This window comes from Roseibium sp. (assembly GCF_965216085.1).
Classification (GTDB): domain Bacteria; phylum Pseudomonadota; class Alphaproteobacteria; order Rhizobiales; family Stappiaceae; genus Roseibium.
Genome location: NZ_OZ244138.1, coordinates 4,436,109 through 4,460,249, shown reverse-complemented (window position 1 = coordinate 4,460,249; position 24,141 = coordinate 4,436,109). Strand labels below are relative to the sequence as shown.

Genomic DNA, 24,141 nt, shown 5'->3' with positions numbered 1-24,141 from the left:
AATGCCTCAATATCCCATTGATGGTCCAGACGATTTGGCCCGGTCACAAGCTCCAGGCCATAGCGCTATAAAAGAAGGCGAGCAGCCGGCCGTCACTGAAATCTGCTTTTTGTTGCTCGACAATTTTTCACTGTTGTCTTTCTCCTCCGCAATTGAGCCCTTGCGGATTGCCAACAAGATCATGAAGCGCAAGGCGTTCAACTACATCTGCTGCACCATCGATGGCCGGGATGCGCTGGCCAGCTCCGGCGGCGTGGTTCGGGCGGATTGTGCCTTAAGAGATGTTGCGGATGTCGATCTGCTGGCGGTTTGCAGCAGTGACGATGTTGAACAAAATGTCTTGGAGCCGTCCCATAAAAACATGATCCGCCAATTCGCGCAGCGGCAAACCCGCATTGCCGGTATCTGTACCGGCGCCTATGTGCTGGCCGGCCTTGGGCTCCTTAATGGGCGGCAATGCACGATCCACTGGGAGTATGCTGATCTCTTCAAAGAACAGTTTCCAGAAGCCGGACTGGTGGACAGCCTGATCCAGGCGGATGGCCGGTTCTTAACATGTGCTGGCGGGACCACAGCCCTGGATCTGATGATCGGTTACATCGCGGAATTGCACGGCGGGGCGATTGCCAGCGACGTTGCCAGTATTGCTCTCCACCAGGACATGAGGTCCGGCAGCGAGCGGCAAAACACGCTCATGCGGGACGAACTGAACTTGATCCCGCGCCGCCTGCGCCGGTGTATCGAGTTGATGACGGAAAATGTCGGAGAAACCCTGTCGCAACAACAGCTGGCGGACAAACTGAATGTCAGCCCGCGTCAGCTTCAAAGGGATTTCCAGCAGTATCTCGGATGTGCGCCCTTAAGCTACTACAGCAAACTCCGCCTGGATATCGCCCAACGGCTGGTGTGCCGGACAACGATGCCGATGGTTGAGATTGCGGTCGCTTGCGGGTTCGCAAATGCATCCCATTTCGCAAAGCGCTACCGGGCCCTGCATGGCAAGAGCCCGATTGAAGACCGGCAGGCCACGGGCCGGATCCGCAGCCGGAAAGGATGATCCTTAGCTTTGCTGGGCGGCTGGTGTATTTTGATTGGACCGCAAATTCTCAAGATACTTCCGCATCACTATGTAAGTCGGCTCAGAAAACCCATCGTGCCGGCCTTCGGCAATCTTGGCAAAACCTAACCTTTGAAATGCTTGGTGGTTTTCAACCAGCTCAATCCGTGTGTTGAGCTCCAGGGCCGGCAGCCCTTTGCAGCGGGCGCGGCCGGCAGCAAGCTCGATCAGTTTTTTCGCATATCCCTGTCCGCGCATGTCTTCGCGAACCGCCAGCTTGCCGATGTAAAGGCAGTCTTCCTTATCGGTTAGAAAAATGCATGCATCTGGCCGTTCTCCGATTGTCCAGACTTCACCCGACATACACTGCTCCTTAATTGAGGCCGCGGTCAGCCGGGACATGGATGAGGGTGGGTTAATCCGCGGTTCCATATAGGCAAAGGACCGCTGCACCAGATCCAGAATACCTGGAATAATGGGAGCGTCTGAGGCGGCTTGGACCGGGCTGACAGGGGGCACAATTGATCTCCGATGGGAACAGTACTGTCAACTTTATCAATGATTACATATTCAATGAAGGAGTTTTTGGCAGAAATGCCTAACATCTGGCGCGTGAATACAGATTGCCGCAATTGCGCTCTTCGAGCATCCTGCAGTTGGGCTAGAACAAGTTTAGACACCGCTCATTGCAGGTTTTGTGTTTTTCCATTGGCTGGAATAAGGCTGAGACAGCCTCAAGCGGAAAACATCTGGCAGTGATGGAAAACCAGTGCGGCTGGATCAGTTCCAGCCGCCGGCATAGGTCTTATAGAAAATGTGCAGGCCGATCTTGCCGCGTTTGGCCATGGACTTTGCCCACCGCGGGTTGACGTAATCCGCATGGTAGTGGGTCGAAGCGTCAACCATCTTCAAATAGCGCTTGCCGTCGAGCACTTCTTTGGACAGGCGCTGCGCGGTTTTCCAGGCGCCCGGGCTAGCGATCCGGTCGCGAATGCCATCGCAGGCAAAGGAGAACTGGCAGCGGTTACGCTTATGTTTGTTTTGATAAACCACACCGCAGATAGAGTTCGGGTAGGACGGATTTTTCACCCGGTTCAGAACAACCTGGGCCACTGCGACCTGACCTTCTTCCTCTTCACCACGAGCCTCGAAATAAATGGCTTCTGCAAGGCACTTCTGCTCCTTGCGGGTGCCAACAGACAGGGGCAATGGTTTTTGCGCCCACCAATGCGGATTGTCCGGATCCTCTGCCGGCGGCGGGTCTTGTTCGTATTTTGCTGCGCCGAACAGCGCGTCAAATGGGTCTTTGGTTTCTTTAACCGAGTCTGGGGCGTAAGCGGACACCAGAGAGAAGCTCGCAGCCGCCGCGTTTCTTGCCATCAAGGCTTGCAGGTCGATCGGGGCGCCAGGCGAGGTGCCGTCAGCACCAGACTTGTCGTTCACCAGCTCAGGCTTCACGAAGGCAACGCGCGGCAGGTCTTCGTGTTTCTTTTCGGTCAAGACCAGATTGGACATGGTGTAGAGATTGCCAGCTGCCCGGTCGACCATATGCCGGTCAGGCGCCATTGTTATTTTGCGATCGCCTTTTGCGGAGGTGTTCGTTTTGATGCCTTCTGGAACAGTGTCGGGGCGGACGCTGCGGGCAATATCTTCCAACCCAAGAATGGGTTTGGCATCGAAGTCCTTGTCGGCGGACGTCAAAGTCAACAATGGAGCTGTGGTGTGGTCGGGCACAGGCGGTGTGGCCAGATCCAGTTTCGCTGCGATCCGCGATGTATAGCGCGCAGGTTCCAGAGCCATCATCCAGCGCGGCGTTTCATTGTGTTTGGCGTTGATCAGGGCAAAAATGTCCTGTTCACCGACCGATCCTTGGAGACCGAAAAACACAAACGGGCTTGCAAGCAATGCTCGGGATAACACACGGGCACGCTTACGCGTGCTTTGAGATCTTCGCATTTGACGAGAAGAAAACCGCTTTACTTCGCGGGACTTAAGGCCAGACATACGCAGCCAACTCCAACTCAATACACGCCGTCCGAATACGCCGGATCGGATTTTGCTAACGCTGTGTAAACGTCAGCTCTGAAAGAGAAGATGTCTGCTTAACCTTGAAAGACCGTTAATAAGCTTGAAATTGGCAGAATTTCTTTGTTCGAGGCTCAGTAATCCGGAAAATATAGTTAATCAGCGTCCGCCGACTCGCAGTCCGGGCGCGGGACGTTCGCTCAAGAGTTGATGTTTAAAACGGAACAAGGCTGCGGGCCGTCCGCCGGTTGCCGTAGAGGTCGCACCGGTCGGTTCCACAAGATCCGCGTTTTCCACCAGGCGGCGGAAATTCTGCTTGTGCAGGTGCCGTCCTGAAATGGCTTCCACCGAGTTCTGCAGATCCGTTAATGTGAAAGTGGCCGGCATCAATTCGAAGATCACGGGCCGGTATTTCAGTTTGCCACGCAGTCTTGAGATTGCTGTGGCAAGAACCCTGCGGTGATCAAAACCCATGACCGCGCCAAAGGCCGGTATTTCAGCCCGTTTCAAGGCTGTTGGACGTCCATCGCGCTTGGCTTCGGCGACGAGCCCTGCTTCATAAAGAAGTTCAAATCGCTCCAGGGCGCGTTCTTCATCCCAATCCGCACCGCCCGTGCCAAATGCCAGCATGATGCGTTCATTTCGGTCCAGAGGCCGCGGCGGTTCGCCGTCTTCCGGGGGCTCATCGGCCCAGGCTTCAAGTGCCGGCAGCATGTCCGTGTCCAGCAGCTCAGGCCGGCCGGCGCGCCAATCTTCCCACGGGAAATAGTCGTACCAGGAACGCCAGGCGGAGTGATGTTTCGCAAGCGTGTCTTCAGATCCTGGTGTTTGCCGGGTGAGTGCCAAATACCCGACAGACACCACATGCGGGCCTTCGTCCCCGGTCACCCGGTGCCGGCCGCGGTCACCGAAGGTGTAGAGCTGTTCTATGTATCCCAAACGAAGAGCCGTCTGGTTTTCCACCCAGGCTCTGAGGCCGATTTCAAATGTCCGGTGATGCAGCGGATCAAACGGGCCGAAAGGCAAGCTGTCGGCCGTGCTTTTTTCAGGTGCTTCCACATGCACGATTTGCGGCATGCCTCCGCCCACCGAAACAATGACGGCATTCAGTCCGATTTCGATGCTGGCGTGCCGGTGCGGCATAAAGGCTCCTGGGTCGGTCAAATCGGCATGATAAAGGGGGCGCCTTCAAAGGCATTTGCACCGCGCCCGATTCCGCGAATAGCGTCAATCATCCGGCCGTCACGATCTAGGATTTTGTCCGCCATGGCAACAATTCTGGGATTGGGCGTTGCTGACGGCGATTGCCGGCGCAAAGTGCTGGCGGTTTCATATTCATCTGCTTCCGGATTAAGCGCGCAAGCGGTGACATAGGCCCCAGCGGTGGAGCGGCTGATGCCAGCCCAGCAATGGATCACCATTGGCGATGCCTGGTCCCAAGCCCTGACGAACTCCAGCAACTGCCGGACATGCGCTTCCCCCGGCGGGATAAGCCCTTGCACGGGAGCGGGAATATCATTGAACGACAGGTTCAAATGCCGGCCTGGCGAAATACCGGGAGGGGTGGGCACCTCCATTTCGGCGTTGATCAGGGTGACGAGAGACTTTGCTCCGGTTTCTTCAACCGTGTCGCTCAATCTTGAGAGGGAACACACATGCAGCATTCAAGTACCTGGCGGATAGACAGTGCCAAATAGGGTAGGCTTATTTATGAGAAAGTCACCTGCCGGGCCGGCGGTTCTTTTCTTTTTTCCCCGCTTCACGAAGGGCTTCGATGGCGTCAAAACGCTCCATAAACAGCGTTTCGGCCTTGGCCACCGGCAAGGGTGTCAAACCATAACGCATCACGCCATCTTCATTGAGCGGATATCCCCGCGGGCGGCCGAAGATCTTCGCAGCTTCCTTGTCGTCAAATCCGGCCAGTTCCACCGCCTCGAAAAACGCGCAGATGATGTCAGCCCGTTTGCACAGCTTCTTGATGGTTTGCGGCATTTCCGCGGGCAACCCAAAGCGCAGATGTATGGCACCCTGAAGCCGGCTCTCGACGGCCTTATAGGCTTCGCCGATCACCGTTTTAAACGGGGAAATCATGTCACCGATGACATACTCTGGTGCATCGTGCAAAAGGATCGCCAGCCGCCAGTCGGGCGACAGATCCGGCTTTATGCTCAGCGCGATATCTTCAACGATCAGCGAGTGTTCGGCGACCGAAAACGCATGATCGCCATATGTCTGTCCGTTCCACCGCGCCACACGGGCAAGGCCGTGAGCGATGTCGGAGATCTCGACGTCGAGCGGAGAGGGATCAAGCAGATTGAGGCGGCGTCCGGACAGCATACGTTGCCAGGCGCGGGGCGGCTCATCGGAACGGGAGGGGGACATTGAACCTCTGTTTGATGGCGTAACGTTTAATCCGCCGCACTGGGCTCCGGCCAACCGAAATCCGCCCAATCGGGCAAGCTCACGGATACAGCCACGTCACCGCAGGTCAGTGGGAGGCCGTTTTCGATTGCCTGATGGACCTTGTCAAGACGCACGATGGCAAGTGCCCGGCCTTCACCGGCGATCGTTGTGGACGAGCCGATTTCGCCAACGCTTTTGCCGCCTGCCATCACGGCTGTACCTTTTTCAGGCAGGGCGCTTGCGCTTTTGATCTGGATGAACCGTTTGCGGGCCGTGCCTCGGTGCTGGACCCGGGAGACGACTTCCTGACCGACATAACAGCCTTTTTTGAAAGACACGCCGCCGAGCTGGTCCAAATCCGCGTCATGCGGGAAGATGTCGGAATAGTCGAAGTCCTTTAAACCCTCCGGCACGCCAAGGGAAATCCGGTGTGCATCACAGGCGCTCAGATCTGTCGTGACGGCTCCGCTGCTCTCAATTAGGTTTGCACCGCCGACCAGCCGTTGGCCAAGCGCCGCAACGCGGGGATCGGTGACGAGGAAATCTGCTTCTTCAGGTGCTTTGATTTCACCGCCCCATATGGCAAAGACACTGGTTTCCGGATCAACAACTACAAGATCCACCTTGGCGCGCAGCCGGTAGAAGGTCAGGCGCTTCAAGAGGTCGGCAGATGTCTCCTTGGGCGTATCGATCAAATAGCCGTCTTCTGTTTTGTAAATCAGGAAATCAAACAGGATCTTGCCCTGGGGTGTCAGAAGCGCGGAGAGGGTCGCTCCGGGCGCCTCCAGCTCATCAATGTCCGCGGTGACCAGGTTCTGCAGAAAATGCTGCGCCTCCGGACCGGAAACCCGGATCAGGCTGCGATCGTCGAGACGGGCAATAAAAGGGGCTGTCACGGGCGAAGCGCTCCTAGGATTTTTGAATAGCAAAATGTCTTTCAGCGGCAGATAGGCGTTTTCACGCATGGGGGCAAGGTGCGCCAATAAAAAGCAGCTCTGGCCCTTTGGGAAATTGCAACGTATAAGCGCCGCAGATCCTAAAATTTCTATCCCAAATCTGGAGGTGCCCGATGAGCGCGGCGTTCGATCTGATCCTGAAAGGCGGAACAGTAGTCAATCAGGACGGGGAGGGTCTTCGTGATGTCGGGATCCGCGATGGTCGGATCATTGAGATAGGGTCGCTGGACGCCAGCCGGGCAGGCGAAGTGATCGATTGTACCGGTCTTCATGTTCTGCCGGGTGTGATGGACACCCAGGTCCACTTCCGCGAGCCGGGACTTGACCACAAAGAAGATCTGGAAAGCGGCTCCCGTGCAGCGGTCATGGGCGGTGTCACTTCGGTGTTTGAAATGCCGAACACCAATCCGCTGACCACGTCCGAAACTGCACTGGCCGATAAGGTGAAACGCGGCCATCACCGGATGCACTGCGACTTCGCCTTCTGGGTTGGCGGCACACGCGAAAACGTCAAGGACATTCCGGACCTTGAGCGCCTACCGGCGGCCGCTGGCATCAAGGTGTTCATGGGCTCGTCCACTGGTGATCTGCTGGTTGAAGACGATCAGGGCGTGCGGGACATTCTGTCAGCCACCCGCCGCCGGGCAGCCTTCCACTCAGAAGATGAATTCCGCCTGCGCGACCGCCAGGGCGAGCGTGTTGAAAACGATCCGAGCTCGCACCCGATCTGGCGTGATGAAATCGCCGCGCTTCAGTGTACCGAGCGTCTTGTTCGTATTGCCCGCGAAGTCAGCGCCAAGATCCACATTCTGCATTTGTCTACCGCGGAAGAAGTTGATTTTCTGATCCCGCACAAGGATGTCGCCTCAATTGAGGTCACCCCGCACCACCTGACCCTGACCGATGAGGCCTATCACCGTCTTGGAACTCTGGTGCAGATGAACCCACCGGTGCGCGCACCGCGCCACTCCGAGCGCCTGTGGTGGGGTTTGGAGCAGGGTATTCTAGATATCTTCGGCTCTGACCATGCGCCGCATCTTCTGGAAGAAAAGCAGCAGCCCTATCCGAAGTCGCCATCCGGCATGACCGGGGTTCAAACCCTGGTGCCGATTATGCTCGACCATATCAACGCCGGCCGTTTGAGCCTGGCCCGGTTTGTCGACATGACCAGCGCAGGACCCGCACGCCTGTTCCAAACTGCGCGCAAGGGACGGATTGCGGTTGGCTATGATGCAGACTTCACCGTAGTTGACTTGAAGCGCAAGGAAACGATCCGCAATGAGTGGATCGCGTCGAAATGCGGTTGGACGCCGTATGATGGCAAAGAGGTCACCGGTTGGCCGGTAGGCACGATTGTGCGCGGTAAGCAGGTCATGTGGGACGGTGATCTTGCGACCCCATCTCAGGGGGAAGCTGTTGTCTTTCAGGACGGCTTGAAGCGCTAAAGGCCTCGGTTGTTGGGCGCTGTGCCGAATGCGCAGTGCCCCAGCTCACCCGGCTCCAAAGCCGCTCATGCACAAAGAATGTTATAAAGCCCAATGCACAAGAACTGGTCGCAACGGTTATCGCCGCCGCCAATGATCCGGTGTGCGGCAAGGCCAGCAGTGTCATCGTCAAAACACCCAGCGACTGCCAAGTGACCGCTTTGAGAAGCGTACGCTTTTGTGTCTCCATATGAAGGGAGCCGTCTGAACTTAATGAAGAAATTTCCTTCGTCTTACGCTCACTCTGAACGTTTGAGAATTCCGTATCTTCGCTGCAAATTTTAAAGTTTGCAGAAAAAAAATAAGTTTGTTGACTAAACGCACCTGCTTGAAAATCGTTCTTGGGATGAAACCGGCGCACAACTCAAAACCGCGCCGTCGGGACTTGAACCGGGGAAATGCCGAAACAGAGGAGGCTCTGGTACGGACAGGCTCTAGACCGCGTACCTCATGCGGGAACTCGAGACTGAGAGGTCTTGCGACTGCTGTCGTCCCGGCCATCGAGCCGGGACCCACTCGCCCCTCCGCTTGCCGCAGCAATAGAGGGTTCTTTTCCGAGGCTCTGCGAACGAGCGGTTCCCGGATCTCCACTTGCGTTTCGTCCGGGATGACGGTCCATTATTGCGGGCAAGGTTTCTCCTCCCACGACGTCATCCTCGGGCTTGACCCGAGGATCCATCCCGTTGCGTCTCCAAACAGCACGGCCCTGTTTGCGGCTCCCTCACGGCATGGATTACCCGGTCAAGCCGGGCAATGACGACGGTGCGTGTGGCAGAGGCTTGCCATCCCTATAGCCGTCATCAAAGCAGTGAGTTGATGACAAACGTGTCTGCGGCCGCCACTTATCAGGTTCAGTGATTGCAAACTGTCCAACTCTAAATGAGATGGCCAGCTGACACGAAACCAGGACGGCTGCGAAGAACGTGTACAATTTGTGATGTGAATAACAGTTTGAAACTGCCTAAAATGTCAGAATTCAGAACAATGAGGTTAGGCAACCAATTGGTAACCCTATGTCCTAACCTAAAATACACGGCTCAACTGTAAGGTTTCCGAAGGGCTGGATGGTATTGCGTTGGGGAGCTCAAGAATGTTTTTGTCCTATTTTCATAGTAAAACTGCGTCTGCACGTCAGGCAGCGACCGGTATTTCGCGGCTGGCTGGCGCTGCACTCTTAACTGCAACGGCTTGCTCGGTCTCTTTTGCAAATGACACAGAGAAAACCGCGCCTGCTGAGCTCGAACCCGAACATCCGCTGCATTTTCTGGTGTCGCTCGACGAGCAGCGGATCGATGTCTATCGCGGTACGGACCTTGTCGAAACGTCTCCGATTTCCTCTGGTAAACGTGGCAACAGCACACCGACCGGCGTGTTCTCCATTTTGGAAAAGCGGCGCAAGCACTTTTCCAACCTCTATGACAATGCGCCGATGCCGTTCATGCAGCGGTTGACCTGGTCGGGCATCGCCTTGCACCAAGGCAAGCTGCCCGGTTATCCGGCGTCCCACGGCTGCATTCGTCTGCCGCGCAGTTTTGCCAAATCGATCTTTGGGATGACCGCCCGCGGCAATCATGTGGTTGTCACCCGTGCACTGGCGACGCCTGCACTCGTCAACCACGATGTGCTGCCGCAGCCGCTCCTGCCGACGACGGAAGTTGCCAGCCTGTCGGCACAGAATATCGCCATGGACCCGGCTCTGCGCGGCGCGATCCAGCCGGCTATTCTGGAGACGCCGCTGCCGAATGCCCTGCCGGAAAACCCGCATTTCGACCAGCCGCTGCGGATGATCATCACGCCGCAAAAGGCCCCGAACAAAATCAAGACTCTGCAACGCCTCTTGAATGAAATGGGCTATAACGCAGGTCCGGTGGACGGGATCATTGGCCGCATGACACGGACGGCTATCAGCATTTATCAAGAAGACTTGGAACTACCGCTGACTGGTGAGATCACTGACAGTCTGGAGGTAAAGATTTACCGCGATGCCGGATACGAAAAACCACGCAATGCCATGCTGCGCGTACGCCGGAAATTCCGTGACATCTACAAGGCTCCGGTGTCTGTGAGCGGTTCTTTGAAAGATATCGGCACTCATGTGTTCACCGCGCTCGATTTCGAGCAAGGTGATCCTAAGGTGGCATGGATGGCAGTCTCCGCAGAAGGCGAACGCGGTGGCGCGTCCCGCGATATCCTGGACCGTTTGGATATTCCGCAAAAGGTGGCCGCTGACATTTCCAAGTTGCTGACGCCGGGCACGTCCCTGATGGTGACCGACCGCAGTTTCAAGCGAAACACCGGTCTGGGCACGGACTTCGTTGTCATCACGCGGTAAAAAACACAGCAATCGCAAAAGATTGTCGCGAAAACACGCTCGTACCGGTCATCCCCGCCTTGTGCGGGGATCCATTCGTTCGCAGAGCAGCGGTTAAAAAACGCGAGACCTTCAACATGCAGAAATGAGAGTGGTTCCCCGCTCGGAGGCACTGCGGTCCGGTTTGGATCTGGTGAAGCCCTTCAAGCGACTGAATTCATGTCAGTATTTCGACTTTTGAAAGACCCTAGAAACGCAGTAAACACTCTCAATTGTCGTCCCAGCGCAGGCTGGGACCCAGTACTCCGTGCCGTGAGCTATCGAAAAACAAAGCTATTTCATGAGGTTACTAGACCCCAGCCTTCGCTGGGGTAAAAAAACAGCTCCCGAATTCTGCGCTCCCTTCCGTCAAGAGCTTAACCGGACAGCTATGGCTCGGGGGGGGGCGATCGGTTTCCATTTCGTGGGCGACATTCCGGTCTGTTAAAGCTGCCTATGCTCTTAATCTTCTTCTAGTCGATAGTCCGGCGCAAAAAGACGGGTGCCCTAATTCCACGTATTCGGCCGCAAAACGATTATCCGGATAACCCGACAAATCTGCCGAGAACGTCACCAAACTGTCGTCACTATCCCGTATCGCAAGGGAACTTTCCAACTGCGATCCGGGAGAGCAAGATGGCTCAAAGCGCGTTGACTGCATCCAAGAAGCGGCTGAAAAATGCGGTTCACCGCTCCGAAGCGTCCTCTCGGGACGGCATCTTGGAGCGCCTCTTCACTTTTGCCTTCAAAGGCCTGGTCTATCCGCAGATCTGGGAAGATCCGGATGTCGACATGAAGGCTTTGCGCTTGACCCCGGACAGCCGGATGGTGGCCATCGCCTCTGGCGGCTGCAATGTCATGTCCTATTTGACAGCCAATCCGGCGGAGATCACAGCCGTTGATCTCAACCGTGCCCATGTGGCGCTCGGCCGGTTGAAACTGGCGGCGGCCAAGTATTTTCCGAACTACGAAACGTTCTATCGCTTTTTCGGCGAGGCCGACGAAAAGGCAAACATCGCCGCCTACGAGCGCTTTTTGAAAGCCAATCTCGATCCGGAAACGGTGCACTATTGGGAAGGCCGGGATCTTGCCAACTGGGGCCGCAAGCGCATCACCCTGTTCTCCCGCGACCTCTATCATCATGGTCTCCTGGGCTATTGCATCGGCGCCGGTCACCTTGTCGCCCGCCTTTATGGCATTGATCCGAAACGTATGGTCCGGGCGAAGTCGTTGGAAGAGCAGCGCAGTTTCTTTGACACGGCTCTTGCGCCTTTGTTCGACAAACGTTTGGTGCGCTGGGCAACCTCCAAAAAAATGTCACTCTATGGCCTCGGTATTCCGCCTGCGCAATATGATGCATTGGTGTCTGGCAATGCTGACGGCAACATGTCTGCGGTCTTGAAGGAACGTCTTGAGAAACTCGCCTGCGATTTCTCCATGTCGGATAACTACTTCGCCTGGCAGGCCTTCGGCCGCGGTTATGCCCCGCAGAGCGGTGAGAGCAGTGGCAAATCCGGACCGCTGCCGCCCTATCTAAAGCGAGACCATTTCGACGACATCCGCGAGCGCGCTGGCCGGGTGCGTGTGTTGAACCGGAATTTCACCGAGCATCTGCAGAGCGTCGAGGAAGATACACTCGATGCTTATGTGCTGCTTGATGCGCAGGATTGGATGACCGATCACCAGCTCAACGCGCTGTGGAGCGAAATCACCCGGACGGCGCGTCCCGGTGCCCGGGTTGTCTTCCGCACAGCCGCCGAGCCGAGTTTGCTGCCCGGCCGCGTTGCGGATGCGATCCTGGACCGCTGGACCTATCAGGCCGAAGAGAGCCTGGAGCTAGGCCGGCAGGACCGCTCGTCCATCTATGGCGGTTTCCACCTCTACGTTTACAACGGATAGAGCGGTTCGGGCGAGCCATGAGCGATACAGCTGAAACCGCGCATCTGATGGATGCGGTTTACCGCCATCAGCGCCATTTTTATGATCTGACCCGCAAGTATTATCTGCTCGGCCGGGATCTTCTGATCCGGGATCTGGCACCACCGGACGATGGTGTTGTCCTGGAGCTCGGATGCGGGACAGGTCGCAATCTGATTGCAGCAGCCAAATGCTATCCGACCGTCCAATTTTATGGTCTCGATATCTCGAACCACATGCTGCAGACAGCCCGGACAAACATTGAAAAGGCGGGACTGGAAGATCGCATTACCTTGATCCAGGGCGATGCGTCCGATCCGGATGCCATCAACCCCTTGGGCATTACTGAATTTGACCGGGTGTTTTTCTCTTACACCTTGTCGATGATGCCGATCTGGCGGGAGGCTTTGTCCGCCGGATTAACCCATCTGGCGCCAGGCGGGCGAATTCACATCGTCGACTTTGGTCTGCAGGAACGTCTGCCCGGCTGGTTTAAAAGTCTTTTGTTGAAGTGGCTGGCGTCATTCCACGTGACACCGCGCGCAGATCTAAAAAGCGAACTGGAAAGCCTAGCAGAAAATTCAGGAGCCACTTACCGCTATGCACCCTTGTACCGTGGCTATGCAGTGACGGCGGAAATTCGAAAAGACGGATGAAATTGCTGTCAGTCGCCGGCAACAAAATAATGCAAGGTGCCGTCCGGCCCGATGCCCACCCGATAAAACGTCCAGGCACCGAATTGCTCCATTTCGTCAAAATCGGCGGAAGTCACAATGCGGAACAATTCGACCTTTTCATCCGGTGTCAGCTGATGCAGCGGGTAGCGGGCAAAATACGGCCAAACATACATTTCCTGCGGCGTGCCGACATCCACATGCACAAAACCAGCGTCCAATGTATCGGCAAGGATTGCTAGGACTTCAAAACCTTCGCCGTCACCGGAGCTTTCTTTTAAAAAATCGATCGGGTCTTCGATTTCGCCAAACGACAAGGTCGGCATGACCTCGTTGCTCTCCAGAATAATACGCATTCGGTTGATATCGCCGGATAGGGCGGTTTCCATCATCTGGGAGTGCATGCGGGCAACAGGTTTTGGCAGGTAGGATGTGTCGTAGAGAACTTGCGGTTTCTCAACAAGGTCTGCCGGTGGCTCATCGGAAGCTTCTGCCTCGGTTTCGAGCGGGGCATCGCTGCCGCCAGGCAGTTCCGGCAGCGGCAAAATATCAGGCGTCGCTGCGGTGTTGTCCTGCGCCGGTGAGATCTCGATCGTTTCGACATTCACTGTCTTTGCCACTGCGTTGCCAGCGGCCAATAGGACTATCATGCAAGTTCCAACGGTTGACCATTTCATTGCATGACCTCCTCTGCATCCGCGCTATCGCATATTCCGTCTTTCCATAATCAATTCATGACAGGGTGAAAACAGTAAGGTACGAGAAACATACGCTTGTGGTGTTCCAGCCACAGCGGTATCGAACTTCAACTTTCCCAATCCGGGCGACGATAAATAGATCAAGGATAGCCTGTGGCGTTTCTGGAATATGTGCTGATCGGCTTTTTTATTGGCATCATCACCACCGCCCCGGTCGGGCCGGTGAACGTGATGGCGATCCAGCACGCCATTAAGAGCGGTTTTCGGCACGGAGTGTATGTCGGCCTCGGGGCCGTTGTGGCTGACACGCTTTACGCTATCGCAGCGATTTTCGGGGTTTCGACAGTCACCGGCTTCATTGAAGGCCAAATTGATCTGATCGAGGTCGTCGGTGGGGCTCTGTTGTTCATCTTCGGTTTGAAGATCTGGAATACCCATCCGCATCTAAATGGCGGTGATGACGGCAAAGAACACGGGTTTTTGGGAGATGCTACGGCCGCGTTTTTGATGGCCATTACAAACCCGGGAACGATCCTGGCATTCATAGCGATCTTTGGTGGATTGGGGCATTTCAGGCCCGCACATGGCGATTACATCGGAGCGTTGTTGATGGTTGCAGGTGTCGCTGCAGGTGCCTGCACTTGGTGGGTGACAATCTCAGCCCTTGTAACCCGATACAAGTCGCGCATTGATGACGCATGGTTAGATCGCGCCAATCACATTGCCGGAGCAATTTTGATGCTGTTCGGCAGCCTGATTTACCTGAAACTGGCGTTTGATCTGCTGGCTTGAAAATCACCTGTTCAGCCGAGGTGAAAACCAAAGACTCAAAAAGGCCGGATGATCCGGCCTTCTTCTGACTTCAACTTGGCGCCGGTCCTATTGAAGGATGCGGTTCACAGTGTAGTCGCCGCGCTGAATGCGGTCCGGCAGGCCTTCCGCCAGTTTGGCAACGGCATCTTCGCCATAGGCTGCGACCAGGTCTGCGAGCGCTGTAAACATGGCAGCATGTGCAACGGCGTCGGCATCAACACCATTGGCAATTGCCTCAGACCAAGCTTCCGAAATAAACCCGAGCGCAGCGCGCCGGATATCCTCATCTTCGGCAAATTCGGCTTCCATTGCCGCTTCGGCATAATCGTCGTTGATCATTCGTTCCCTTACCGGTTTTTCCCAGCATGCAAGAGGGAGGCCCCTACATGCTCCTTTCCCGAATCTCTTGAACTGATCCTAGCACGGCGAACCGGGCTGATAAGCAACCGTGAACACAAACTTAACGGCCACCCACAAATTTGATGCAAAAAGTTTACGAATAGATAACGAATAGGAAAAAAGTGCCGGACCTAACGGCCGTACCGGCTGGTAACGTCGGTGATGATGACCTCACCTTGGTCCAAATACTGTGCCATGGCGAGACGCGCGGCCTCAGTACAGTCTTGATACGCAACGGAAAATCCGCGGTAACCTTGATTAAAACGCTCAATGAACCTGCGGCGTCTATTTTCATCCCGCGTTTCTGCGTCCAGAAAGTCTTCCATTCTGTCGCGCCAGGTCGGTGTATCACTTTCCCCGCACAGCGGGCGCAAGTAATGCAAGGCTCCGAATATCTCGGAAAGGCGCATCAACTGCGGTTCATAGGGTGGCGCTTCCACGCCGGTCGCCTCTTGCGCAGGGGCTGCATTTGCAGATGACAGAACAACACACGCCGCCAGAACGGCGGCGGACAAGATGCCGAATTGTGGTGTTTTTGTAATCATGCGGCGATCATGCGCCGGGCCGCTGTGCCCTGCAAGCGCTATGGTTGATTGACCCCAAGAATTGGCAAGTCCGGATAAAACGCATGAACAACAAAGGCAAAGGTCACGTCATGAACCAGCGGCTGCTCTGTGCCGTCTGAGAGCGTGACAGCCTCGACAGCGCCAATACGCCGGCCGTCCTTGGTTGAGCGTGCATCCAAAATAGAGGCTTGTTCTCCGCTCCATCGGATAAGAGCCGTCTCGGAGAGTTTGAGGCTTCCCACCTCTCGGATGTGGGACAAGGTTGCAGCATACCGGCCATCCGGGCCGTTGATGACAACCACCCGTTCCATCGGATTGATGTGTTCGGGCAGCTCTCCTTGAAAAAGCGGATAGGGCGCCGACCGGCTATCATACCCTTCATACGGATTGCGCCCATAAGGGCGGATTGCAGGATCTGGACGCGCCAGGACATCGGCGTCCGGATGCCGTTTTTTAAAGTCAGCGTACGGGACGACCCGCGATGGCAGCATTTTCAAAGATTTACCGGCGTGGGCGCCGACAATGCCTTCTCCTGTGAACTGCTGCCACCAGGTTTCGCTCTGGCGGTCATACATGACCAAATCCGAATTCCGTAAAAGGCCCGTGGTGCCGAAGTCCAGAACAGCGCCATCATGCCGACGGTCAAACACAATCGATGAATTGCACAAGGGGCAGTAGGTGACCGAGACCGGTCGGGTACCGATTACATCATTGACGATCTCGTGCCAGATCAGGATTTGCAGCGGGTAAGCGCGTGTAATGCCGTCCAACTCTAAAAGGATCACTGGCTCGGCATCCTCCAGCCAATCGATATCCTCGGCCTTCTGAAAGTCTGGTGTGTCGATTGACGGAATGCCGTCTTTTGGAGGACCGCCCGACAGTATCTCGGAAAGGGCTATGGTGTGTTTGGAAAAGTCGGTGGTAAAGCCTGCCCGCTTCCATTGATCCGGAGATGCATTGACAGGCAGTGCTGAGACCATCACCATCAGAAAGCCGAAAACAAGTGCGGTGAGGAAGTTCTGGGAGTTAGACACCCCGCCATGACCATGTACGGCAGTCATTGGTACCAACCATATAGAATGAGCTTCTGCTGATTGTCGGCGCGGACCCTTCAATTCGAAAGTCACATCAGCGCACACATGCGTGAGGCAAGTCGCTTACTTTAGAAGACGGCGGATCCGCTCGGCCGTACCCGGTGTGGATGGCCGTTGTTCGAGCTGATCCAGCCGGACCCATTCTGCGGCTGTTGCATCATCGCTGGCGGATAAGACACCCTCTGGCCGTTCTGCGACAAAAACGGCGAGCACGAAGTGCGTTTCGACCCGGCCGGCTTCATCCCGTTGAATGGAATCGAAAATCTCGACCGGCCCGTTTAGGTTGCCGGTTAGGCCGGTTTCCTCCTTAAGCTCCCGGGTCGCGGCCTCAGCTAGGGTTTCGCCCAGCTCGACTTTGCCGCCGGGCAGGCTCCAATGGTCCTTGTAGGGCGGTTTACCACGTTTGATCAGGAGCGCTTTTTCATCCGCATGGCACAAAACGCTCACGCTGATGATCGGGGCGGACGGGTAATGGCGGGACATCAGATGCGACAGGCTCCAAGCTGCATTCCTGGAACAAGTAGGTCAGGCAAACAGAGCGTCGATCTCGGCCTGAGCGGCATCGCCTTCGGGCTGTTCGGCTTCCGGTTCAACATGGCCATGAATAACACCACTGGCTGTCGAAATCAGCGGCTTGATCTGGTGAGTCGCAAAATCGGCAACTTCCATGGCAACGAGCGCGGGTTCCGGTGCTTCGCGCAGCTGGGATTGGACCTGTGCGACAAGTTCGTTTATGTCTGCAACCCGTGCTTCGAGGGTTTCGCGCAAAAATGCCGGGGCAGCGTGATAGGCAAGAATAGCGAGTTTCTTGTCCTTGAACGTCGAATTCTCGAAGTGTCCCTCATAGTCGAGCGGCTCCCATGCCAGGACATCTTCGGCGCAGTCCGGCATGGCTGGCAACATCTCAAGCAGCATCATGACTTCATTGAAGTGGTTGAGATAATCGGTTGCCAATCCGGTTTGGGGATTGATATTGGCCTGCTCCAGCCGTTCGGAGGCCAGATCACCGGCGCCCAAAACTGGATCCAAACACTCCATACCCGACCCCCAATTATGATACTTTCCTCAGATGATAGTTCTTTATCGTTTCAAATTGCCTAACTCCACGTCATTTAATGACAATTCACAAGCCGACCGTGGAAAGGAGGGCCTGCCATGTGTGGCCGCTACAGCTTAACTGCCACTCCAGAGGATGTGCGGGCGCTCTTTGGATATATCGACCATCCGAATTTTCCGGCCCGGTACAACATTGCTCCGACACAGCCAATCGCCACAGTGCTTCAAAGCCATGGTAAGCGGCGGTTCCAACTGATCCGCTGGGGTTTGATCCCCTCCTGGGTGAAAGATCCGGCAAGTTTTACGTTGCTCATCAACGCCCGGTCGGAAACCGCAGCCGCGAAACCCTCCTTCCGCACGGCAATGAAACATCATCGTTGTCTGATCCCGGCTTCCGGATTTTACGAGTGGCGCCGGACACCGGAGGGAAAACAACCATTTTATATCAAACCGGCCGATGGCGGCGTAATGGCGTTTGCGGGGCTCTGGGAAACCTGGTCAGATCCGGATGGCGGCGATATGGATTCCGGTGCGATGCTGACCACGCAGTCAAACCGGATGATGTCCGAAATCCATCATCGAATGCCAGTGATTTTGAAACCCGAGAGTTACGAAACATGGTTGGATACGGGCAATGTGCCGGTCCGTGATGTGAAACAGCTGATGTTGCCGATCGAAGACGACTATCTAACCGCAGTGCCAGTGTCTTCGCGCGTCAATAAAGTGTCCAATGACGATGCAGAATTGCAAATCCCGGTTCCCTTGGATGCCGGAGAAGCGCCGGCTGTGACGAAAAAGAAAAAAGCGCCTGAAAAGGCAGCCGCTGGTGGTGGCGGTCAATTGGACCTGTTTTGAGCGCGGTCTCGGTTGGAATTACCGTGCAAATTCTGTTTTTGCGCGATAGGAGGGGCCATCAATTGGCAGCTGGATCTCAATGACCGACGAAGAACACAACAACTCCGCCCCGGACACAACGGCGTCTGTCATCGAAGATGATGCTTTGGCCGAGGCCTATAACAGGGGGCTGGCGTTGGAAAAAGCCGGAGACCTCAAGGCGGCAGCCGCAGCGTACCGCGAGGCCTTGGCATTGGAGCCGAGCGATCCGGGCGGTGTCAGTGTCCGTCTTGCCGCAATGGGGGCTGGCGAAGCGCCGGAAAAAATGCCTGATGCCTATGTCGCGACCCTGTTTGATCAGCATGCCGATGTCTTTGATGAAATTCTGGTCGATGAACTCGGCTACTGCGTTCCGCTTTTGCTTCAGGAACTTGCCGCCAAGTTGAAACTCGGTCCTTTTGGCCGATTGCTGGATTTGGGGTGTGGAACCGGACTAACCGGGATGGCTTTTTTCGATCAGGCGGATCATCTGACCGGTGTCGACCTGTCCGAACGGATTGTCGAGCTCGCGTATGACCGCGGGGTCTACGATGACCTCTATGTCGGCGAGGCAGTCGAGTTCTTACAAGACTTTGAAGAAGAGGACGGCAGCCGGCCAACCTGGGATTTCATCGCTGCGACGGACGTCTTCCCCTATCTCGGTGCCGTTGAGCCGTTTTTAAAAGGCGCGGCAGAACGACTGACGTCCGGTGGTCATCTGGCATTTTCAACTGAGACACTGCCAGAGGCTGTCTTGAACGGCCGGAACTACATGGTCGGACCGAAGAGCCGGTTTGCGCAAGGAGCGGCTTATATCCGGTCCGCACTTGACCTTTTTGGGTTCGACATCTTGGCGATGGACCCAATTACGGTGCGGTTGGAAGAGGGCGATCCGGTCCCGGGCCATCTGGTGATGACCCGGAAACGGTAATCATTATTGCTTAAGCAGCGTAATCCATGATCAAGTGCGGGCGTCCGTCGGATGTCCGATTGATCGCCACACCATTTTCACGGATCGTACAGGTGACCCGTCTGCGGTAGGACGAGAAACTGTCGAATGTCACCACGTCCACGGGGGCATCGAATTGGATGGTCACCTGGTAAGTTCCAGATTTTCCTGTTTTCGAAAACCCAAGGATTTCGCCTTCAAAAGCTTGACCAAGGTATTGGCCGTTCACACGGTCGCCCACTGTAAAGAGCCGGAAGCCATTGTTTTGCGCAGCCGCATGCAGAGTGTTCCAGTCGCGGTAGCCGTATTGCTTGGCGATCAGCTCCAAAGACTTGCTGTGGCTGACAGCTGTGTCATTGGATTTGGTAATTGCAAGCCGCAACCGTTTGGCCTGGGCTTTGAGGTCAATAAGTGTCGGTAAAGTCATCGTGTACCTTTCCAAGAAAGGCAGGCATGTCTCATGGGGTCCGCATTACCATCGGCCTGCATATCTCAGTCAGGAACGATAAAGTCAGCCTGTTAAGGCCGACAAAGGAGTTCACCAAGGCTTACGCCCGCGGACGGCAGGTCCCTTCAAACCAGCGACAGATGTAGGTGGCCTGTGCGAAGAAATCAATAGGGCAAAAAGAAAGCCGCACAATGCGGCTTCAAGGGAGGGAGGAGAGATGAAACTCAGGTACACAACGCTACACATTGAGGTGGCTGAACAGATACGCCTGCCACTATGCATCGAAGATACTTGATGAAGCTGGCCTGAAGCTGGTGTGCCGCAGGCCAGCAACCTGTTAGGCGTGGACAAGACGCTTCAAAAGTTCAACTTCTTGTGCCAGCGCAGCGTCGCCTTTGACCATACCTTCGATCTTACGCACAGCGTGCAGAACAGTGGTATGGTCGCGGTTGCCGAAGCGGCGGCCGATTTCCGGCAGCGAGCGCCCAGTCATCACCTTGGCAATGTACATGGCGATCTGACGGGGGCGAACCAAAGTCCGGGCCCGGCAGGAGGACAAAAGATCCGCCTTGGTGACACTGAAATGCTTGCAGACCACGTTTTGGATGTCTTCCACTTTGATGGAGCGCGGTTCGCCGATGCGGACCAGGTCATGCAAAGTTTTTTCAGCAAGTTCCATAGTAACCGGCTGTTTGGTCAGCTGGTTGTGTGCGAACAGGCGATTCAGAGCACCTTCCAGATCCCGGGCCGAGGAAATCACGTAACGGGCGATGTAGTCGACGACTTCATCCGGCACGGTGAAGCTCGGATGTGTCCGGCGTGCAGCAAAAATGCGTTTCTTCAGGACGTCGTGGCGCAGGGCATAATCGGTGGCCTGAATGGTAACCACTTCACCGGTTTGGATGCGTTGGCGCAGATTTGTGCCCAGAGTGCTCATTTCGTCTGGTGCGCGGTCCGCTGCCATGATGATCTTCGTCGGCGATTCCATCAGCATTTCAAGGGTCTTGGCGAATTCTTCCTGACCTTGCTTGCCATGCAGGAACTGCAGATCGTCAACCAGCAACAGATCAATGGACTTCATGGCCTGACGCAGAACCGGGAACGCTGGGGTCCGCAGCGCTGGTACCAAGTGGTACATAAAGAACTCGGCCGAAAGATAGGCGACCCGGCGGCCTGCCCGGCGGGCTTCGCTTGCAGCTGCCTGCAGCAAATGCGTTTTGCCGATGCCTGTGGTCGAATGGATATATAGCAGCCCCAGAGTTCCGTCGTGACCGGCTGCCATTTGACGGACAGCGGCGCAAGCAAGGCTGTTCGACGTGCCTTCAGCGAAGGATTCAAACGTCAGTTTCGGATTGAGCGCAGCACCGTTCAAGAAATCGGCTGCGGCTTCTTCACCGGTATCCGCCAGGCAAGGAATAGCAGCGGCGGTGCTGACAGCACCAAACTGCGGGGTTGCGGCGAATGGGGCAGCGCGACCGCTGATGCGGCGTGCTTTAATGGCTTTTGGAGGCTGCGCCCCTGCAGGACGTGGGCGAAGGGCCCCGCGCACAGTAAGTTCCACACGGTTGATGTCGTCCTGTTCCCGTTTCCAAAGAGCAACAAGTTGCTTTTCGTAATTGCTCAGGATCCAATTCTTTAAGAAGGGGGTCGGAACGGATAGGCGAACCGCGTCCCCATTGATTTCTTCGTGTTTTACTCGGCCGAACCAGTTGGAAAAGATGTCTTCCCCTAGTTCATTTCTCAGTTCTTTTTTAACACGATCCCATTGATCTGTTTTTTGTAAAGTCTGAACCTGCATTGTGGCCTCCATCCAAAGAAGCGGGGCATACGCTTCCTCACGTGCACTGTCTTGCCTGGCTGCGAATTCTTATTGGTGCAGCCTTTAGGCTTTTGTTTTGGTCTGTTTTGACCGTCGGCTTATCTCTGCCTATGAACAAAGTTAACCATTTACTTACCATATTTTCAAATAGCTTATTTTTATGAGTTCATAGACGTTTCGTATTGTAATTTTTGTAGATGTCGAGTTTTCGTTTCCTATCATTAAGACAGCGATCTTTCCCTATTACTCTGCTTGGAAAATAGGGGTAGTTCCGCCTCAGTATTCTCTCTTGGTCTGCTTCCGCATTCCGTCGATGTGAGGATAGAGTTTAGGAATTTTTTAACTAATTCGACCGTTTTGGACGAGTTTTCAAAAGGTGGTCTAAAAAACTGGAAATTGTTCTCAGGTGAAATCTGCGATCTGTCTGAGAATCAATGGGAATTTTCCCGAGGCGAGGCATATTGAGTTTCTGAAGAAAAAGGGCGATTTTTTTTGAAAACACCCATTGCGTTCGCATTTGCAGTGGATTTTGGGCAAAAGATTCGGTGGATCAAAAACCGCCGTATACCCGAACCTAGATCGCCGCACGATTTGCACAATTCTAAAACGCAAGGGAAACAGGTTTTTAGTCAGCGTCGTGAATTTAAAAAGTCAAGATCTCTGCGGCTCAGAACGGGTGCTCAAAATCGGGTGTAGCGGAAAAAGTTGGCAACCTGTTAGTTTTTGCTATTGCCTTCAGTGTGCAAATTAACCTTAGCGGTGGAGCTGATTCTTGACCGGTTACCGGAGCGGTTCCACCGCAGTACTGCCAACTGGCAGGCAAGTAGTTTCCATCGTCTACTTAAACGGCCTTACGAAGCCCTTCCCGATGGCAGGTAGCTCTCTGCTGGAACTGTTGTGGTCGGTGTATGAACCGATGCCAGAAGCGCTCGTCCGCGATCCTATGACCTGCTAATGAGGAAGAGTAAACGAAAGCGCGGGGTCATTGGTTCGCAATGCCCCGCGCACTCACACGCATATATATGGTCTGAGTACTATAGAATGCGGCCTGGGTTCATCAGGCCCTTGGGGTCGAGCGCGGATTTGATCCGGTGCATCAGATCCAGTTCAGTTTCTGATTTCACGTCTTTCAACAGCGGCATCTTCAAGCGGCCAATGCCATGTTCCGCCGAAATGCTGCCGTTAAACGCCTCGACAATTCCGTGAACGATGGCATTCATCTCATCCCACTTGGCAAGATAGGCTTCCTTATCAGCCTCTTTGGGCTGGCTGACATTGAAGTGGATGTTGCCGTCTCCCAGGTGGCCGAATGGCACCGGCCGGCAGCCGGGAACAAATGCTTCGACCGCTGCGATAGCCTGATCGAGGAATTCTGGGATTGAGGCGACTGGCACTGAAATATCGTGTTTGATCGAGCCGCCCTCTGCCTTTTGAACTTCGGACATGCCGTGACGGATATGCCAAAAATCCTGCACCTGTGTCAGGTTCTGTGCAAAGGCGGCGTCCTCAACCAGCTCTGCCTCAAAGGCTTCACCTAGGATTCCCTCCATCAGATCGCGAACTGGAAAGACGTCCGAACCACTGGACAGTTCCATGAGGATATACCAGGCGTGTTCGCCTTCCAGCGGATCGCGCGCGCCTTCCAGATGATCAAGGCAAAACTGTACGCCTACGCGCGGCATGATCTCGAAGCCTGTGAGCAACGGTCCGGCTTGTGCTTTTGCCATTGAAAACAGCTTAAGTGCATCATGTGGGCTGGCCAGTCCGATAAAGGCCGCTTCCAGCTTCTTCGGCTTAGGAAACAGCTTCAAAGAAGCGGCTGTAATAATCCCCAGGGTGCCCTCGCCACCGATAAACAATTGTTTCAAATCATAACCGGTATTGTCCTTGCGGAGGGTTCTGAGGCCGTTCCAAATGTCGCCATTTGGCATCACGACTTCGAGGCCTAAAACCAGGTCTCGGGTGTTGCCATAAGCAAGAACAGCTGTGCCGCCGGCGTTGGTCGAAATGTTGCCGCCGATCTGGCAGGAGCCTTGCGCACCGAGTGACAAGGGGAACAGTCGATCGACTTTGTCGGCCTCATTTTGGAGTGCTTCCAGCACCACACCGGACTCCACCGTGATGGTGAAACCGTCTGGATCAACGGCACGTACCTTGTTCATCCGGGACAGAGATAAGACGATCTCGTCCCCGGTTTCCTGCGGAATTTGGCCGCCGACCAGACCCGTATTGCCGCCCTGAGGAACCACCTTCAAGTCGTGCTCATAGGCATAACGCATCACCGCGCTGACTTCGTCTGTGGACCCTGGTCGCAACACCATAGGAGTGACGCCTTGGTAGAGGTCACGCCATTCGGTCAGGTAGGGGGCTTTGTCGTCAGTGGAGGTCAGAACATTCGTTTCGCCGATCATCTCGGCGAAGCGCTCGGCGTGGGGGGAGGGCTCCATGAGCGGGATCCTCGTAAAGTTTAGTGATCAAATTTCGGCGCCAACATAGTGGCTGAAACCGCCCTCGTCGACGCTTCATTCGTCGCTGGCCTCACTTGAAGGAAAAAATCCCC

24 protein-coding genes are annotated in these 24,141 nt (G+C 55.2%); 8 read left to right on the top strand and 16 right to left on the bottom strand.

Annotation, left to right across the window (positions count from 1 at the left end):
• The first annotated feature begins 1 nt into the window (after nucleotide 1).
• Nucleotides 2-1,057, top strand: a complete 1,056-nt coding sequence (locus ACOOFE_RS20960; RefSeq protein WP_420411865.1) for a GlxA family transcriptional regulator — start codon at nucleotides 2-4, stop codon at nucleotides 1,055-1,057.
• A gap of 3 nt (nucleotides 1,058-1,060) precedes the next feature.
• Here the strand turns inward: ACOOFE_RS20960 and ACOOFE_RS20955 are convergent, their stop codons facing one another.
• The 6 genes from ACOOFE_RS20955 to ACOOFE_RS20930 form a co-directional block, all read right to left on the bottom strand.
• The gene (locus ACOOFE_RS20955) at nucleotides 1,061-1,576 is read right to left on the bottom strand and encodes a GNAT family N-acetyltransferase (RefSeq protein WP_420411864.1); all 516 of its coding nucleotides are present in this window, start codon (nucleotides 1,574-1,576) and stop codon (nucleotides 1,061-1,063) included.
• Between the two features lie 261 nt (nucleotides 1,577-1,837).
• A complete protein-coding gene (locus ACOOFE_RS20950; protein ID WP_420411863.1) occupies nucleotides 1,838-2,944 on the bottom strand; it encodes a cell wall hydrolase in 1,107 nt (368 codons plus the stop codon).
• 297 nt (nucleotides 2,945-3,241) lie between these two features.
• Nucleotides 3,242-4,225, bottom strand: coding sequence for an NUDIX hydrolase (locus ACOOFE_RS20945; protein WP_420411862.1), 984 nt, complete (start codon nucleotides 4,223-4,225; stop codon nucleotides 3,242-3,244).
• Nucleotides 4,226-4,242: 17 nt separating this feature from the next.
• Complete coding sequence (locus ACOOFE_RS20940) at nucleotides 4,243-4,746, bottom strand: tyrosine phosphatase family protein (protein WP_420411861.1); 504 nt, start codon at nucleotides 4,744-4,746, stop codon at nucleotides 4,243-4,245.
• A gap of 55 nt (nucleotides 4,747-4,801) precedes the next feature.
• Nucleotides 4,802-5,464, bottom strand: a complete 663-nt coding sequence (locus tag ACOOFE_RS20935) for a YfbR-like 5'-deoxynucleotidase (protein ID WP_420411860.1) — start codon at nucleotides 5,462-5,464, stop codon at nucleotides 4,802-4,804.
• Nucleotides 5,465-5,490: 26 nt separating this feature from the next.
• A complete protein-coding gene (locus ACOOFE_RS20930; protein WP_420411859.1) occupies nucleotides 5,491-6,381 on the bottom strand; it encodes a YgfZ/GcvT domain-containing protein in 891 nt (296 codons plus the stop codon).
• A 173-nt stretch (nucleotides 6,382-6,554) separates the two neighbouring features.
• Here ACOOFE_RS20930 and ACOOFE_RS20925 point away from each other — a divergent pair, with 173 nt between their 5' ends.
• Nucleotides 6,555-7,886, top strand: a complete 1,332-nt coding sequence (locus tag ACOOFE_RS20925) for a dihydroorotase (RefSeq protein WP_420411858.1) — start codon at nucleotides 6,555-6,557, stop codon at nucleotides 7,884-7,886.
• On the opposite strand, the gene ACOOFE_RS20920 is transcribed toward ACOOFE_RS20925, so the two are convergent.
• Nucleotides 7,813-8,052 carry a DUF2061 domain-containing protein gene (locus ACOOFE_RS20920; protein ID WP_420415614.1) on the bottom strand — a complete coding sequence of 80 codons (240 nt, stop codon included), beginning with the start codon at nucleotides 8,050-8,052 and terminating at the stop codon, nucleotides 7,813-7,815. The genes ACOOFE_RS20925 and ACOOFE_RS20920 overlap by 74 nt on opposite strands.
• A gap of 963 nt (nucleotides 8,053-9,015) precedes the next feature.
• Here ACOOFE_RS20920 and ACOOFE_RS20915 point away from each other — a divergent pair.
• The 3 genes from ACOOFE_RS20915 to ACOOFE_RS20905 all read left to right on the top strand — a co-directional run bounded on the left by ACOOFE_RS20915 (nucleotide 9,016) and on the right by ACOOFE_RS20905 (nucleotide 12,848).
• Nucleotides 9,016-10,257: a L,D-transpeptidase family protein gene (locus ACOOFE_RS20915; protein WP_420411857.1), complete on the top strand. Its 1,242-nt coding sequence runs from the start codon at nucleotides 9,016-9,018 to the stop codon at nucleotides 10,255-10,257.
• 654 nt (nucleotides 10,258-10,911) lie between these two features.
• Nucleotides 10,912-12,174: a DUF3419 family protein gene (locus tag ACOOFE_RS20910; protein ID WP_420411856.1), complete on the top strand. Its 1,263-nt coding sequence runs from the start codon at nucleotides 10,912-10,914 to the stop codon at nucleotides 12,172-12,174.
• A 17-nt stretch (nucleotides 12,175-12,191) separates the two neighbouring features.
• Nucleotides 12,192-12,848, top strand: a complete 657-nt coding sequence (locus ACOOFE_RS20905) for a class I SAM-dependent methyltransferase (protein ID WP_420411855.1) — start codon at nucleotides 12,192-12,194, stop codon at nucleotides 12,846-12,848.
• An 8-nt stretch (nucleotides 12,849-12,856) separates the two neighbouring features.
• On the opposite strand, the gene ACOOFE_RS20900 is transcribed toward ACOOFE_RS20905, so the two are convergent.
• The gene (locus ACOOFE_RS20900; protein ID WP_420411854.1) at nucleotides 12,857-13,543 is read right to left on the bottom strand and encodes a hypothetical protein; all 687 of its coding nucleotides are present in this window, start codon (nucleotides 13,541-13,543) and stop codon (nucleotides 12,857-12,859) included.
• Between the two features lie 174 nt (nucleotides 13,544-13,717).
• Here ACOOFE_RS20900 and ACOOFE_RS20895 point away from each other — a divergent pair, with 174 nt between their 5' ends.
• A complete protein-coding gene (locus ACOOFE_RS20895; RefSeq protein ID WP_420411853.1) occupies nucleotides 13,718-14,356 on the top strand; it encodes a LysE family translocator in 639 nt (212 codons plus the stop codon).
• 87 nt (nucleotides 14,357-14,443) lie between these two features.
• Here ACOOFE_RS20895 and ACOOFE_RS20890 read toward each other — a convergent pair whose 3' ends face one another.
• The 5 genes from ACOOFE_RS20890 to ACOOFE_RS20870 all read right to left on the bottom strand — a co-directional run bounded on the left by ACOOFE_RS20890 (nucleotide 14,444) and on the right by ACOOFE_RS20870 (nucleotide 17,474).
• A complete protein-coding gene (locus ACOOFE_RS20890) occupies nucleotides 14,444-14,716 on the bottom strand; it encodes a hypothetical protein (protein WP_141188139.1) in 273 nt (90 codons plus the stop codon).
• Nucleotides 14,717-14,907: 191 nt separating this feature from the next.
• On the bottom strand, nucleotides 14,908-15,321 hold the full coding sequence (locus ACOOFE_RS20885; protein WP_420411852.1) for a TIGR02301 family protein: 414 nt from the start codon (nucleotides 15,319-15,321) through the stop codon (nucleotides 14,908-14,910).
• A 38-nt stretch (nucleotides 15,322-15,359) separates the two neighbouring features.
• Nucleotides 15,360-16,403 carry a DUF3179 domain-containing protein gene (locus ACOOFE_RS20880; protein ID WP_420411851.1) on the bottom strand — a complete coding sequence of 348 codons (1,044 nt, stop codon included), beginning with the start codon at nucleotides 16,401-16,403 and terminating at the stop codon, nucleotides 15,360-15,362.
• Between the two features lie 96 nt (nucleotides 16,404-16,499).
• On the bottom strand, nucleotides 16,500-16,919 hold the full coding sequence (locus ACOOFE_RS20875) for an NUDIX hydrolase (RefSeq protein ID WP_420411850.1): 420 nt from the start codon (nucleotides 16,917-16,919) through the stop codon (nucleotides 16,500-16,502).
• 42 nt (nucleotides 16,920-16,961) lie between these two features.
• The gene (locus tag ACOOFE_RS20870) at nucleotides 16,962-17,474 is read right to left on the bottom strand and encodes a hypothetical protein (RefSeq protein WP_420411849.1); all 513 of its coding nucleotides are present in this window, start codon (nucleotides 17,472-17,474) and stop codon (nucleotides 16,962-16,964) included.
• A 117-nt stretch (nucleotides 17,475-17,591) separates the two neighbouring features.
• On the opposite strand from ACOOFE_RS20870, the gene ACOOFE_RS20865 reads away from it, so the two are divergent.
• Nucleotides 17,592-18,347 (top strand): SOS response-associated peptidase, encoded by a 756-nt coding sequence (locus tag ACOOFE_RS20865; protein ID WP_420411848.1) that lies wholly within the window; start codon nucleotides 17,592-17,594, stop codon nucleotides 18,345-18,347.
• A 79-nt stretch (nucleotides 18,348-18,426) separates the two neighbouring features.
• Complete coding sequence (locus tag ACOOFE_RS20860) at nucleotides 18,427-19,296, top strand: class I SAM-dependent DNA methyltransferase (protein ID WP_420411847.1); 870 nt, start codon at nucleotides 18,427-18,429, stop codon at nucleotides 19,294-19,296.
• Nucleotides 19,297-19,306: 10 nt separating this feature from the next.
• On the opposite strand, the gene ACOOFE_RS20855 is transcribed toward ACOOFE_RS20860, so the two are convergent.
• The 3 genes from ACOOFE_RS20855 to ACOOFE_RS20845 form a co-directional block, all read right to left on the bottom strand.
• On the bottom strand, nucleotides 19,307-19,741 hold the full coding sequence (locus tag ACOOFE_RS20855) for a glyoxalase superfamily protein (protein ID WP_420411846.1): 435 nt from the start codon (nucleotides 19,739-19,741) through the stop codon (nucleotides 19,307-19,309).
• Nucleotides 19,742-20,099: 358 nt separating this feature from the next.
• Nucleotides 20,100-21,560 carry a chromosomal replication initiator protein DnaA gene (gene dnaA / locus ACOOFE_RS20850; RefSeq protein WP_420411845.1) on the bottom strand — a complete coding sequence of 487 codons (1,461 nt, stop codon included), beginning with the start codon at nucleotides 21,558-21,560 and terminating at the stop codon, nucleotides 20,100-20,102.
• Between the two features lie 1,055 nt (nucleotides 21,561-22,615).
• Nucleotides 22,616-24,028 (bottom strand): FAD-binding oxidoreductase, encoded by a 1,413-nt coding sequence (locus ACOOFE_RS20845; RefSeq protein WP_420411844.1) that lies wholly within the window; start codon nucleotides 24,026-24,028, stop codon nucleotides 22,616-22,618.
• Nucleotides 24,029-24,141 lie beyond the last annotated feature (113 nt).